This is a genomic window from Hyphococcus lacteus (genome assembly GCF_041058985.1).
In the GTDB taxonomy this organism is placed as follows: Bacteria; Pseudomonadota; Alphaproteobacteria; order Caulobacterales; family Parvularculaceae; genus Hyphococcus; species Hyphococcus lacteus.
Map to the genome: position 1 here is coordinate 1274563 of NZ_JBEHZE010000001.1, position 14618 is coordinate 1289180.

General features: G+C 49.7%; 11 protein-coding genes. 7 read left to right on the forward strand and 4 right to left on the reverse strand.

What is annotated here, in order from left to right; translation table 11 throughout:
• Positions 1 to 81: 81 nt before the first annotated feature.
• Entirely contained in the window at positions 82 to 810 is a 729-nt protein-coding gene (locus tag ABFZ84_RS06210; protein WP_369313084.1) for a Bax inhibitor-1/YccA family protein, read from the reverse strand.
• 178 nt (positions 811 to 988) lie between these two features.
• Positions 989 to 2518, reverse strand: a complete 1530-nt coding sequence (locus tag ABFZ84_RS06215) for an RsmB/NOP family class I SAM-dependent RNA methyltransferase (protein ID WP_369313085.1) — start codon at positions 2516 to 2518, stop codon at positions 989 to 991.
• 144 nt (positions 2519 to 2662) lie between these two features.
• Here ABFZ84_RS06215 and ABFZ84_RS06220 point away from each other — a divergent pair, with 144 nt between their 5' ends.
• The 7 genes from ABFZ84_RS06220 to ABFZ84_RS06250 all read left to right on the forward strand — a co-directional run bounded on the left by ABFZ84_RS06220 (position 2663) and on the right by ABFZ84_RS06250 (position 10711).
• A complete protein-coding gene (locus ABFZ84_RS06220; RefSeq protein WP_369313086.1) occupies positions 2663 to 3385 on the forward strand; it encodes a YbjN domain-containing protein in 723 nt (240 codons plus the stop codon).
• A 179-nt stretch (positions 3386 to 3564) separates the two neighbouring features.
• Positions 3565 to 4119 (forward strand): TadE/TadG family type IV pilus assembly protein, encoded by a 555-nt coding sequence (locus ABFZ84_RS06225; RefSeq protein ID WP_369313087.1) that lies wholly within the window; start codon positions 3565 to 3567, stop codon positions 4117 to 4119.
• Between the two features lie 2 nt (positions 4120 to 4121).
• On the forward strand, positions 4122 to 4703 hold the full coding sequence (locus ABFZ84_RS06230) for a TadE/TadG family type IV pilus assembly protein (protein WP_369313088.1): 582 nt from the start codon (positions 4122 to 4124) through the stop codon (positions 4701 to 4703).
• A 96-nt stretch (positions 4704 to 4799) separates the two neighbouring features.
• Positions 4800 to 5849, forward strand: a complete 1050-nt coding sequence (locus ABFZ84_RS06235; RefSeq protein WP_369313089.1) for an AraC family transcriptional regulator — start codon at positions 4800 to 4802, stop codon at positions 5847 to 5849.
• A gap of 141 nt (positions 5850 to 5990) precedes the next feature.
• Positions 5991 to 8372, forward strand: a complete 2382-nt coding sequence (locus tag ABFZ84_RS06240) for a TonB-dependent receptor (RefSeq protein ID WP_369313090.1) — start codon at positions 5991 to 5993, stop codon at positions 8370 to 8372.
• A gap of 74 nt (positions 8373 to 8446) precedes the next feature.
• Positions 8447 to 9397, forward strand: coding sequence for an alpha/beta fold hydrolase (locus ABFZ84_RS06245; protein WP_369313091.1), 951 nt, complete (start codon positions 8447 to 8449; stop codon positions 9395 to 9397).
• Positions 9398 to 10711 (forward strand): spinster family MFS transporter, encoded by a 1314-nt coding sequence (locus tag ABFZ84_RS06250; protein WP_369313092.1) that lies wholly within the window; start codon positions 9398 to 9400, stop codon positions 10709 to 10711.
• 78 nt (positions 10712 to 10789) lie between these two features.
• On the opposite strand, the gene ABFZ84_RS06255 is transcribed toward ABFZ84_RS06250, so the two are convergent.
• Together ABFZ84_RS06255 and ABFZ84_RS06260 are read right to left on the reverse strand one after the other, a co-directional pair.
• The gene (locus ABFZ84_RS06255; RefSeq protein ID WP_369313093.1) at positions 10790 to 10993 is read right to left on the reverse strand and encodes a cold-shock protein; all 204 of its coding nucleotides are present in this window, start codon (positions 10991 to 10993) and stop codon (positions 10790 to 10792) included.
• A gap of 189 nt (positions 10994 to 11182) precedes the next feature.
• Positions 11183 to 14605 carry a right-handed parallel beta-helix repeat-containing protein gene (locus ABFZ84_RS06260; RefSeq protein ID WP_369313094.1) on the reverse strand — a complete coding sequence of 1141 codons (3423 nt, stop codon included), beginning with the start codon at positions 14603 to 14605 and terminating at the stop codon, positions 11183 to 11185.
• Positions 14606 to 14618: the final 13 nt, after the last annotated feature.

Here is a 14618-nt window from a genome sequence, read left to right on the forward strand (position 1 = left end):
TTACTGACGTTCGGTCACGGCTTGTTTAGTAACAATAAAAAACCCCGCTCGCGGCGGGGTTTTTAGAAAAATAAAAAGCTGTTAGTCGCGCATGATCCCAAGAATATTGAGGATATGTACAAAGAGCGTCACGAACGAACCATAAAGCGCGAACGCGCCAAAGATGGCAGCGCGGTCATTCATAGAGCTACCTTCGCGATACATGGATTTGATCTGCTGGGTTTCATAGGCAGTGACACCGGCCACAAAAACAACCACCAGCGATGAAATCGCAAGGCTACCCATGGTGCTCTTAAAGATCAGTGCATTGACGACGATTGCGATCAAGAGACCAATGCCGGCCATCCCAAGAAATACCGCCATACCCGAAAGGTCTTTTTTGGTGGTGTAACCCCAAAGACTAAGCGCGCCAAAAACCGAAGCGGTAATGAAGAATGCGCGATAAATTTCAATCGCTGCGCCGGCTTGGGTGAAGGCGTAAAGCATTGGCGCAATCATCAAGCCCCAGAGCGCTGCATAGGTCCAGAACATAGCGTGCGCCGCGACTTTAGAACCAGAGAAGATGATTTTTGGTGCCATCATGCCGATGCCGATGATGCCGATGAATCCTACCCATTTGAGCGGTGTACCAGCGATCAGGCGCATCAATTCGACATTGCTAGAAATCAACATCGAGAAAACGCCGGTCGCGGCGATGCCTAGCGCCATATAGTTATAGACGCCGAGCATGTACTGGCGCAGGCCCTGATCAATCGCGACTCCGCCGGTTTGCGCGACTGAGCCGCCATAATTTCTGCGGGGTTCGTTCATAAAAAGTAGTCCTTTCCATTCGCCAAAAGGCGGGGCGCATTTGGCCCCGCTAGATTTCAGCCTCTAATATCGTTGGCGTGGAGGGCCGGATCAAGAGGTATCGACGCTCCGAATGTCGATTTTTGACGGGCCGCAGGAAAGTTAACGCCTTAAAATCGCAGAATTTTCTCTATTTGGGTTAATCCGCGAGTTTGAACCGGACAGCAAAGAAGCCATCAAGACCGCCTTCAGCCGTTAACATTGACGGCAAGGTCCGCAAATCGCCATCGCGATTAATCAGCGTTTCCATGCCGCCTAGCTCTTCGGCGGTGGCCGGAACGCGGGAAATGGACGGATTACGTTTTAGCGCCGCCTTGGCCTGTGCTTCGCCCTCTTCGCGTTGAAGTGAGCAAACACAGTAAACTAACGTCCCGCCCGGCTTCAGCAGCGAAATCGCATGGTCGATCATTTTTCCTTGCAACTCGGCGAGGGCTGTTAGTGTGGTCTCGCCTTTGTTCCACGGAATATCCGGGTGGCGACGGATGGTGCCTGTGGCGGTGCACGGTGCATCAAGTAAGACCGCGTCAGCTTTTTCATCTGGCCGGAAACGCAGGACGTCTTCTTCCACGAGAAATGCCGTCAATTTTGATCGTGTCAGATTGGTAACAACGCGCTCAAGGCGTGCGCCTGACTTATCGAGCGACGTGACCTTCGCGCCCGCTGCGGCCAGCTGTAGCGTTTTGCCGCCCGGTGCAGAGCAAAGATCGAATACATTTTTGCCGGAAACATCGCCGAGCAATTTTGCGGGCAAGCTGGCAGCTAAATCCTGAATCCACCAAGCGCCGTCATCATATCCGGGTAGCGAGGAAACATCGCTGATCCGCTTCATGCGGATCGTACCATTCGGCATTATCCGGGCTTCGTTACCCTCTTGCGATAGTTTATCGCGCCATGCATCCAAGTCTTCATTCGGCTTGAAGCTCAGATCTAATGCTGCTGTGCGGCGGTGGGCCTCCGCGATAGCTTTTGCGCCATTTGGCCCATAGGCGCGTTCCCAGCCGCGCCACATCCAAGATGGTGTATCTGTCCGTGCAGGGAGCTTTTTCAACATCGCAGGGCCGTCTTTTGCGATTTTCCGAGCGATTGCGTTGATAAGCGAGGCATAACCGCCAGTTTCGCCACGATCATTTGCAAGGTCTACGGATGTCGAAACGGCTGCGTGCGGCGGCGTATCCATTAACAATGACTGCGCCGCAGCAATGCGAAGTATATCCATCACGCGCGCAGATTTTTTTGGCAACGGGCGGTCAAGATAGCCGCCGATAATATGGTCAAGCGAGCCGCGACGCCGCAGTGTTTCACTAGCCAGCGCACGGGCAAAGCCGCGATCTGATCCTTCAAGATTGTCAAAGGGTCGTGTCCGCGCCAACGCGTCTTCAAGGGTTGCTCCTTCGTGGACTCGGTCAAGAATCTCAAGGGCCGCATATCGGCTTTCAAGCCCAGCGGGGAGTGGCTTGCGGGTGACCTCTTCTCGGTCCCGAGGTGGGCGTGTGTCACTATCACGCGCGCGGGGGGCACGGTCGTCCGAGCCTTGCCTAGGCGGTCTTCCCTCGCGGGCCTCCCGAGGTTTGCGGTCGCCAAATTTGGCACCACCATCACGGGGGCCGCGTGGTCTATCGGCGCTAGAACGGGGGCGGTTGGGGCGGTCGGATTTTGATTTTTCGCTCATTCAGAGCGCTAAACCACGCCTGCAACCGAAAGTCACCCGAAAAACGCTTAAAAATATCGCATCTGGCAGTCAAAGCGGTTTTCGCATAGTGTTTTGATCTGGTCGGCGCATTGCCCGACTGAGTATTAGGGGAAGAGAGGGGTCATGAAATCGACTTTTGCTGTAATTAGTACTGCTGCCATTCTGACGTTCGGTGGGCTTACTGGCGCGAATGCGCAAAATCAGATGGGATCAGAGGGCGGCCTACAAAATCCGTCCAACGTGGTCCGGAGTTTTAGTGTCCAGACCGTGGGACCAGTTCTGAATGAACTGGGCATGCCTTGGCAGGTCAAACAATTAGATACTGGAACCCAATACATTCATGCGGCGAGTGGGTCATTGCAGTTCGTGCTGTTTTTCACCGTCTGTAAAGACACCGGCTGTTCCGGGATGCAGGCAGTCACATTTTTCTCAGATTCGAGCGCCAACCCGCAAACGGTACAGGCCTTTAATGTTCGTTATCCATTTGGAACAACCGGCGTTGACGGTGAGGGTGTGGCTTATGTCAGCCGTTACGATATCGCCGATTATGGCATTCCACGCGGAAACATTGCTTCGTCTTTGGTAAATTTCATTGGTCTGACTGAAATGTTCGCCAGCGAATTGGCTGACGCTCATCAAACCGTCAGTCTTGACGGATACGCTGATGACCTGGCGTCGGGTCATCTAAACAGAAAAGCGCTTGAGCATTTCGGCGGCGTTACTGGCGAAGTGAAATCGGGTGCCGAGCGTCATCAGATCGGGTTTGAAGAAGGCGCTGAAATTATCAGCCAACTCTTGAAAGATGAAACCGCTCCGCGGAACAAGATCCAAAACAAACTCGACTAAACTCGCGTTTGGTTTTTATCGTGGAAAGGGCGCTCATTTTGAGTGCCCTTTTTTGTTAACGATGTTTCCTGACCATTCCTTAACCGGGAATTGATAAAACTTTACTCTTAACAATGACGTGTTTCGGTAATTGGCTAGGTATCCCCTTACGTTAGCAACAAGAAATGGTGCGCGGGTATATGATAAGGCGGCTTGGTTTTGTTCGCGCACTGGTTAGGAACCGGAGCGGTTCAACAGCGGTTGAGTTCGCGATGATCGCGCCTATGTTTTTCGCGTTAATATTTTCAATTTTTGAGGCAGGGTGGTTTTATTTTGTATCCACCTCCGTCCAGCAGGCCAACGCAAACGCCGCCCGGTTGATCCGTACGGGGCAAGCCCAATCATCGGCGCTGACCAAAGAAGCGTTTTTCAATGAGATTTGTGGCGTGGTAGATTCGTTTGGATCCTGCGAAGAAAAATTGACGATTGATATCGCAAACTACGACAGTTTCGCTGATCTTTCCGCCGACCTTTCTGACCCTGTGTGCCGTGACAAAGACGATCCGGCGATCGAGGGAGCGCAATTTGGTGCTGGCGATTATGGCGATAGTGAAGAAATTGTCCGTGTGCGTGTGTGTTTTCTCTACAAACCAATAACGCCAGCATTGGGATTAAACCTTGCAAAAACCAAACATGGTGATCGCAAGTTAGTTTCTGTTTCGATTTTTCGTAATGAACCTTTTGCGAGTATGTGAAAATGTTGGGGGCATTCAAGAAATTTCTAAAAGCTAATGGGCAGGCATTTACGGCGTGTCGCTCGGGGATTGCTGCGATTGAGTTTGCGCTTGTTGGTCCGGTGTTACTTGTTTTGTTGTTCGGCGTGATTGAAGGCTCAGATGCATTGTCGCGGAGCCGTCAGGTCTCGCTTGCGGTCAATACGTTGGCAGATTTAGTTTCGCAAGAAAATGAGTTGCTGATTTCCGATGCCGAAGACCTTTTTGACGGCATCGAACAGATTGCTGCGCCAAATGGTGGGGTCGTTTCGATTAAGCTCGTGAGCGTGATTAAAGATAGTCGTGGTAACAATGTTGTTCATTGGAGCCGCGACAATGCGGGCAATATCCCGTACATCCCCGGGACACCGTATACGAAATTATCAACCTCAACATTAATTGATGAAGGTGCATCAGTGATTATTGGTGAGGTTGATTACAAATATACCTCCAAACTAAGTCGGCTAGTCATGCCTTCGATCAAGTTCCACCGGACGGCGACGCGTTGGCCGCGCCGGAGCGTCCGTGTCCAGTTATGTCGCCTCAAGGGCATTTGCACATCCTAACTGCACAATTATGTAGCACCGAGCATGGAAATATTGCTGCGCGCGGTGTACTAGATGGCAGTGAAATGATTCATCTCTTCATGCGGCGAGGTTCGGGTGACCGATCAGATTTCCGTTTCATCAAGTCGCCTTGAGCCGCTAATCGCACAAGCGCGTAGCGCCAATGTTGATGTTTTAGAGTTGCTTTCATCGCTGGACTTATCACCGTCATTGCTAACATTGACGCCGAATGAGCGCGTGTCCCTAGCCGATTATTATCGGCTACAGAACCGGTTGAGTATTCTGTTTGGGGACGAGACTTTGCATTTGTCGACTCGTCAGTTGCTTCCGGGGAGCACCGATTTTGTTTTGCAACATGTTCATGATTGTAAAAACCTATTTGAGGTTATGCGTGTAATCGCTCGTTCGTATAATTTACTTCATGGTGGTCAATACAACTCCGTTGTAAAGCGGCGGTCTTCTGTTGATTATGTCATTGACGATAAAGATTTTCCCTACTCAAATGATCAGTCAAAAGAGTATATATTCTTTTCGATAGAGTGCATTTTGGTTTTTTGGCACTGTATGTTGATGATTGTATCACCCTTGGCAACAAACGCGGTGAAGAACATTCAAGTCCGCCGCCCAACGCCTGGCGGAGATTGCGCGCACCTTGGTTATTGGGAGGCACCAATAAAATTTGGTGCCGATGCCTATCGAATATCGATCGATCCAGAGGTCGCATTTAACCCGATCGTTATTCCGCCAGCAGAATCGCTTAGCTCGAATGCTGTTTATCAAAAAATCACATCCGCAATTTCCCAAAGGGGCGGCGGCGGTAAGGCGATTAAATCCGCTTCATCGTTAGTACGGGACGCTTTGTCACGTGGAGTTGTCGAGCAGACTGACGTGTCAGCGCAGATGAACATCAGTGTTGCGACGTTGCGGAGACGGCTGAGTGAGGAAGGGACAAATTTTCGAGAACTGCGCAGGGAGGTTTTGAACGACACTGCGCAAAGGCTTTTGCTCAGTGGTCGTGCCGTTGCTGACGTATCCGATGCGCTGGGCTTTTCAGAGTTTCGTGCATTCAATCGGGCATTTCGGGATTGGAACGGACTTACCCCTAAGGCGTTTCTCCGCGAATTGGGTGGTCGCATAAGCGATTGAAAAACAAGAAAATTTTGAAAGACCGAAATAAAATTGAGCGAAAATGTACATTTTTGTTGAGCCAAGGCGTCATTACGTGAAGGTATAGGACCGCATAGCGTTGCTGAAAAAATAACACGTAATAACATTGGGAGGCGACCTATGGCTGTTCAAAATCAGTCCAAGATTTTTTCTTATGCGAGCAAAGCAGGGCTCTTTGCTTTTTGTTCGACCTTATCTCTAACCGCAGGTGCTGGTGCCGCTTCGGCACAAGATACTGCGTCGACTGCGGGTGATGATGTCATTGTCGTCTCAGCGCGTCGCCGCGATGAATCATTGCAGGACGTACCGGTTGCGGTATCAGCGTTCTCAGGCGATCAGCTTTCTGCGTTGGGTGTTTCTGATCTAACTGATATCGAAGCGATTACCCCAAACGTAACGCTTGAAACCTCTCGTAGCACCAATTCGACATTGACTGCATTTATTCGTGGTGTCGGACAGCAGGACCCTGTTGCCGGTTTCGAGGCTGGCGTTGGTATTTATCTTGATGATGTTTATCTCAATCGTCCGCAGGCGGCGCTTCTGGACGTTTATGATGTTGAGCGAATTGAGGTTTTGCGTGGGCCGCAAGGCACGCTGTATGGTCGTAACACAATCGGCGGTGCGCTGAAATATGTCACCAAAAAACTAAGCGATGAACCTGAAGCGCGGTTACGTCTAACTGGCGGTACCTTTGGCCAGTTCGAAGGTGTTGGCTCATTTAGCCTGCCGTTGGCGAATGATTCATCGATTGGCGATTTAAGACTTGGGGGCGGTGTTGCCTATCTTCGTCGGAATGGTTTTGGTGATAACCTCAACCTCACAGATCTAGAAAACTACAACAAAGATCTTTTATCGGCGCGTGTGAGCGTTGAATGGGAGCCATCAGACAGCGTTTCATTCCGTATCGCTGGTGACTGGACTGAAGATAATTCAGACCCAAAGCAAGGACATCGCTTGGTCGCAATTCCTGGCGCACCCATTCTTGACAACGTTTTCGATACTCGTGCCGGGTTGAATACGCCAGAACAAAAGGTAACGGCGAAAGGCATTTCGGGCGTTGCAGAATGGGCGATGAACGAAAACTTCACACTAAAAAACATTCTGGCTTATCGTGAAGATGATACATATTCGCCGATCGATTTTGACAGCCTGCCATTGGCGGATCTCGATGTCCCTAGTTTTTATGGAAACTCACAATTCAGCGAAGAGTTTCAAATTCTTTACTCCAGTGATCGCCTGAATGGTTTGGTGGGGTTCTATTATCTTGATGCGGACGCGTTGACACAATTTGATGTGATCCTTGACGAAACTGCCGCACTTCTGCTTTTGCCAGGTATTAATGCGTATACGTCAAGTGATGTCGGCACCAAAACATGGTCAATCTTTGGTGACTTTACCTTTGACGTAACAGATACGATCGCGATTTCCGCTGGTGGTCGCTACACTTCTGACAAACGGTCTATGTCACTTGACCGCGCGCGTTACTTCACGGCTGGTTTCTCGCCGACATTTGGTGGGCCTGATCGAGCACCTACGTTAATTGATGCCGACCTAGACGCGACGGCTGATTTTACAGATTTTAGCCCACGTGCTTCCATTACTTGGCAGCCTACGGATGAACATACCTTCTATGTATCTTATTCGCAGGGCTTTAAAGGCGGCAGTTTCGATCCGCGTTGTGGTGCTAATGCGGCACCGGATCTTGATGGCGACGGCTTATCCGGTGCGGCCGACCCAGATGATCAGATTGAGTTTTGCAGCTTCGATCCAGAAAACATCTCGACCTATGAAGGCGGCTGGAAAAACAACTTATTTGATGGGCGTTTCCGCTCCAGCCTAGCTTTGTTTTATAGTGATTACAGTGATGTTCAGGTGCCAGGTTCTATCGGTATTGACGCTGACGACGATGGGATTGCTGAAACCTTTGCGGGGGTAACCACCAACGCAGCTGAAGCAACTATGTATGGCCTCGAATTCGAAGGGAATGCAATTCTCGCGGAAGATATGTTCCATAACGGTGATTCGTTAGGGTATCAGTTCTCGCTAGGTTACATTCATACCGAGTTCGATAGCTATCAAGGGCGGACGGGTACGGATATTTCGGATCTTGCGAAATTCCAAAATACGCCAAAGGTCACGGCCTTTAGCCAGCTGACCTACACAAAGCCAATGAGCCTATTTGGACGCGGCGGTGATATAAGTGTTTATACTTCCGGTTCATACCGCAGTCTTACTCATCAATTTGGCTATCCTTCACCACAGCTCGATCAGCCAGAATTTGCGTTGTTGAACGCGGGCTTGAATTGGGTCTCCGAAGACGGTCGGTTGAAAATATCAGTCCACGGCACAAACCTGACTGATAAAGAGTACATCGTCGCTGGATATGACTTTGTCACTACATTCCCAGAATTCGGGAACTCGGCGCTAGGTACGACAGGTGTTCTGACATCGTTCTACGGAAACCCACGCCAAGTCTTTGGTACAATCGAAGTGGCGTTCTAATAAAACTTAACGCATTACATTTGACGAAGGCGGTCTTAGGATCGCCTTCGGTGCCATCGATTTAAGGTTTGTATATGAAAAAGCTGATTGTTTTGCTTGTCCTTTTGGCGGCAGGCGCAGGCGGGTATTATTTCTTAGAGAATTTCAACGCAGATGCGGACATCACGACATCCGATACTTACCTGAAGCCGGCTGATCGTATTGTCGAAATAGCTGGCGCGAAAGTTCGGGTTCGTGAAGAGGGGCCGGTTGATGCGCCAGTGATTCTGTTGATTCACGGCTTCACACACAGTCTTGAAACCTGGGATGGCTGGGCGGAAGCACTCAAGCCTGATTTCCGGGTCATCCGCTATGATTTGTTGGGTCACGGACTAACAGGACCAGACCCGCAGGAGCGATATTCACCAGTTGAGCGGGCTTCTTTTATTGGTGATGTTATGGATGCATTGAAAATTGACCATGCATTTATCGCGGGGAACTCCCTTGGCGGGTTAGCGGCTTGGCGTTTCGCGGCCACTCATTCTGAGCGCCTTGACGGTCTCATCCTAATTTCGCCGGGCGCGTATCCGTTTGGTGAGGTCGGCGACGAGCCAGCGCCTATTCCGCCCATGATGAAGGCGTATTTATTGACTGCACCAGAGGCGGGTGTCCGGGCAAGTGCGGAATTGATTTACGCTGACGATTCCAAAATCACGGATGAGCGCGTGAAGGTCATGGGCGATATGATTCGTTTTGGCGAAAATGGATCGGCCATGATCAAATCCTTGGAGGAGTTTACGTTGCCGGATCCGACCGCTGACTTATCGAATGTCCGAACGCCGACGCTAATTATGTGGGGTGAGGGTGACATTCTGATTCCGATTGCACATGGCGCAATGTTGAAAAAAGTGATGCCAAACGCAACGTTGTTGACCTACCCCGGTGTCGGGCATGCGGCGCAAGAAGAGTCGCCAGAGCAGACAGTCGCTGACGCAGCGGAGTTTATAAAATCCCTATTGGACGAAAATCAAACGGAAGCACCTTAAATGAAGGAAGCATCTCCGCTGTATCGTGGCTATGTCCTCTTTATTCTGGTGGTGGTTTACACCTTTAATTTTATCGACCGTCAAATTGTCGGTATTTTGGCGGTGCCGATTAAATCAGAATTGGCCTTAAGCGACACGCAATTGAGCCTAATGGGCGGCCTCGCATTTGCACTCTTCTATACATTTTTAGGTATTCCAATCGCGATGTTGGCGGACCGTTCGTCTCGAACATGGGTGATGACGGCGGCGCTTGCAATTTGGAGTGCAATGACGGCAGCGTGCGGTTTTGCGCAAAACTTTCTGCAATTATTTCTGGCGCGGTTAGGTGTTGGTGTGGGCGAGGCCGGAGGGGTCGCGCCGGCCTATTCGCTTATTTCCGATTATTTTCCGCCGGAAAAACGTGCCCGAGCATTATCAATCTATTCGTTCGGTATTCCTGTTGGGTCCGCACTAGGAATTTTACTGGGTGGTGTTCTGACAAGCTATCTGGGGTGGCGGTCGGCGTTCGTCATTGTTGGGTTGGCAGGTTTGGCGATCGCTCCCATATTTCGGCTGACATTGCGTGAGCCCAAACGTGGTGGTCTAGATGGCGAAGGTGCAGTAACGACCCCGGCAAAATTGAATGAAGTGGTCGCGACACTAGTCCGTAAATCAAGTTTTTGGGGGCTTTCATTTGGTGCTGCCAGTTCCTCAATGATGGGGTATGGCTTGATCTTCTGGCTTCCGTCGTTCTTTGTTCGTAGCTTTGGCGAGGCCTTGCCAGAATTCTTCGCTTGGATGCCAGCATTTTTAATGCCGGATAACGCTACACCACTTTTGTTCGCTTCCTATTTCTACGCGACTATTTTGTTGGTTGGCGGCATTGCGGGCATTTGGCTTGGTGGCGTAATGGCCGACAAATATGGTCCCGAAAAGAAATCAACTTACGCTGTTGTCCCGGCTATTGCGTTTTTAACAACTGTTCCATTTTTCGTCGTTGGTGTAATGGCGACGTCCCTTTGGATTGCCTTTCCGGCATTTTTGGTGTTGCAGGCATTAAGCCTGGTTTGGTTAGGGCCGGTGTTGACCGCATTCCAACAGCTCGTGCAACCGAATATGCGAGCGACTGCTTCGGCTGTGTTTTTGTTCGTCAATAATTTGATTGGTATCGGTCTTGGAAACCTGGCGATCGGTGCGATTTCTGATGGGTTAAAGAACGCCTATGGCGACGAGTCGTTACGTTATGCAATTTTATGTGGAACTGTGTTTTACTTTATCGCGGCGGGTTTGTTCTTGTTGACGGCGCCTCGGTTAAAAAAGGATTGGGCGAGCTAAAAAGTGCCATACTGAGATCTTTTGAAGCAAAAAAACGCCGCCCTTTAGGCGGCGTTTTTATTTACTCTTACATGACTTTTACGCCGGCTTTAGGTTACCAGCCGATGTTTTTCCGCGCTGATCTGTCAACTCATAGGATACCCGTTGACCTTCTTGTAGGTCGGGCATTCCAGCATCCTTCACAGCAGAAATATGTACAAAGACGTCTTTACCGCCATCATCAGGGGCGATAAATCCGTATCCTTTAGTGGCGTTGAACCATTTGACAGCGCCTGTAGCCATATTCGATCTCCTATTCATGGCGTCGTCCGCACATCACTGTACGGTTTGGGTGGGCAACCATGTCTTGGGATCTTATCTTTCGGCCGTAGGCAGGCAGGTAAAGGTCGGGCAAAACAGAGTCGCATGTAATTTAGAATACAGCTATCGGGACTCGTCAAGACTGTGCGCTGTGTGCATCCGTAGTGTTAATTACTGCGCGATCAAGATTTGCCGGGGTGAAATCTCATCTGCAGAAACACCTTTAAGCGTTATCTGGCCAGTGTTTCGAGGCAATTCTATTATGGCCCCATGAGGTCCATTTTGTATGGCTGATTGCAACGCCTTAAAGCTTGGAAATATTTCAGAAGAAAAATGTAAGCGGTCTTCTGAAGAATTAAAATCGGTTATTTCTTTGTTCCCTAGTTGGCTAGAATGCGCTCGATATGCGAATGCAAAAACATCCTCACCGGGCCCGCCAGACAGGTTGTCGTCGCCGCTTCCCACAACCAATCGGTCATTGCCTGCGTTGCCTTCTAGTGTGTCGTCACCGTCCAAGCCAATAATATAGTCGTTACCGTTGCCCCCACTCAGGGAGTCATTTCCGGCTTTTCCAACAATGAAGTTTGATTTTTCGTCGCCATTTTTGCCAAAAGAAATATGGGCGCGATCAATCATCGATTTGTTTTCATCGCTCAGTGTAAAGAAAAAATTATTATATCTTTTTACGCTTCCCGGTGCATATGGCTCCCAAATTCTGGTGTGGCGATTTCTTTTTAGTGAAATTGCCAGTGCTTCAAGGCTGCGTGGAGAGGCGGAGGTAGAAGCGAGCGCCATTAACGCAGCCTGAGCAGATGAAACATATCCATATGCGAGACCCGCATATCCCGCTGTACCTTCGTCATTGGCATCGGGGCCATTCTTTATTTTATCTGCGAGCACTGACCATTGGGTTACCATGGTCTCTCCGTCCGGATCTTTGGCTGGAAAACGATAGGCATTGGCGTAGTCTTCGCGAAACTCGAGATAACGGCCTGTGTGAAAATTCTCGGTCCATGCCATTAATTCTGTAGCAGTTTTATTGTCGCGCCTAGCTTCGAGCCATAATGCGAGAACCACATAATCATTTTGCCAAGGGGAGATCCGCTCTGGTTCACCATAAACGGATTCTTCGAAATAGCCTTCGAGCTCACCCGCGCCAGAAAACTCTCGGCGATCAACGTATTTTTCTTTCATAAGAGTAAGGTTTTGAGTGAGCGCCCGCTCCAGATATTTTTTTGACGGATGTGTATCGGGCAATGCCCAAGCCGCGTTTGAAATATCGCGCAACGACCATGCTGAGGCACGAACCTGTTCAACGTCGATTGCCTTTAGACCGCCCATCCGTAAGGCTGGCCACCGGCCGAAAATTGCCCAGGCCGCTTGCATTGCCAGTTCATCAGCATAGTAATGATCTGCGGAAACTAGATAAGGGATATAGAATAAATCGGGTTTGTGTGAATGGTCAGGCGACCAGCCACCGTCACTTGATGCGAAAATATCGGGGTTTGGTTGATCGGGCCTATAGCGTTCTTCTAATCCGCGTTCATCGGCCCAAAACTTTGGCCGAATTTCGATCGAGATAGGTGCGCCAGTGCGTTCGTCAATGTAATGCCACGGTACTGCGCCGCCCGCGTCGGCATTGGTCATCATAACTCGGCGTGCGGCTTCGCTTTGGGTGATCAAATAATTAGAAACCCAGCGCGGATAAATCCCGATGTCATCACGCCCACCGGTTGACGGAAAATATTTTGTGATTTCGGCTTGTGCCATTGGGGGCAGAGCAGCAAGCTGCCTATCCGCATCTGCAATTGTTTCGGCATTAACGCCCATGGTTGGGTCGAGTGGTAGAACAGCGCTTGCGGCAACTAGATATTCAAGTTCATATATAACGTGAGCGGATGTGTGCGGTGATGACCAAAACACACGGTGCCAATTCGATGAACGGTGATGACCGATTTCGGATGCTGTAAATGCCGGGGATTTCTTGTCGCCGATTACGACATCGTAGACATTGTGCCGAATTCCAGGTGAAAATGTTTTGCTACTGTCAAAGATGACAGCGGTGCGAATATTTCCATTGCGGTAGATGCGTACATCAAATTGCACCCGCAAATGCGCAGCGACTTCCTTCTCGACGCGGAATTCTTGGGCCAATGTCCCTGACAGCCACTCTGGCTGAACATTTTCATCGAGAAGCAAGTCTCTTGCGTTGAGCGATATTTCTTTCGTCGGAGCGGTTTCGGAATAAAGCGATATAGAGACGGGGAAGGAATACTCATCTTCGATAATTTGGCGACCATCAAAAGGCGCATCTTCCGTAGCCTCAATGGGCCAAAGCGAAATGTCTATAATGTCATCAGGGTCAAGCACTGGCGGCTCAATCGTGATTGCTGCATGTCTTATCGTTCCGTCGCGGTGGAACGCCTTCACATCAATCTGTGTCGGGATAGAGGCGTCATGCGTTTTCGCGGTGATCGCTTGGTTGGCCGAGACAGCGCCTTCAGGAAAGACCATACCGAAAGTAAGAGGCGCGTTTGTTCGTTCATTCCAATTGTTTTGTAGTTTAATTTGCGCGATTGCCCCCGCGATTTCGGTGAAATCAACAGCTTTTACGGTGCCTGACTTTTTGATGTTCCGCGGCGCACGTTGTTCGAGCGTAAGGCCATCAGCCGTGGGATAAGTGATTGGTGTTTTTATCGCGGGAGCTGCGGTTTCTTTATACTCAAACGTACCTCCGGTTTCATCACGGACAATATTCTTGGTAACAACCGGAAGAAGGTCGGTTGCGTTCCTAAGCAATTTTCCGTTTTGTTTTCTGTTGGTAATTTGGTTTTCGGTTATGATGAGGGTAGTCGCTTCGCCACCGCGCGATAGATCATAATTGATTAGGGTCGGATTATCCGCATTGGCGGCTTGGATAAACCGGTTTCCTGAAATGGTGACATCTCCGCCCTTAGAGGTATCAATGGCGTAACTCGTTCTTCCGTCGGCGTCGTCGAGTTTGGAATTTTTAATCGAAGTTGTAGCAGCAAGCGATTTAACATGATGCCCGATTTTTGTGCCAATAAAGTCGCTGCTGGTAATTCGAACGCTTTTTGCCCTAACCACATAGATCCCATGTGAATATCCGTCACCAAATCCATTGCCGTTGAAGGTGCTATCGTCAATGGTGATTGCACTATGCTCGTCACCGGTCGCTAATATGCCGTTCTCATTTCCAATGAAACGGCAATTCACAACGGTAAGATCTGCGCCGTCATGCCGAATACCGGCACCATTCTTGTCGGGAGAGTGTGCCCCATCAAATAAAATATTCTCTATACGAATATTCGTATTTGGTTGAGAATTTAAAATACCTTTGGCGACGGGTGATGACGACCAAAGCGTCACTGTGCCATTTCCAATAATTTCTAGATCGTGTCTTAGCTTTAGGTCTGTGATGTTATACCGCCCCGGGGCGATCGTGATTGTCTCACCGCTTGCGGCGCGTTCGACAGCGAGTTTCAACTTCTGGGCGCTATCGACCAAAATATCAGCTGATGCCGATGAGATGGAGATAACGCAAATTATGACCAGGGTAAGAAAATTTCTCATGCGTTGATTATAG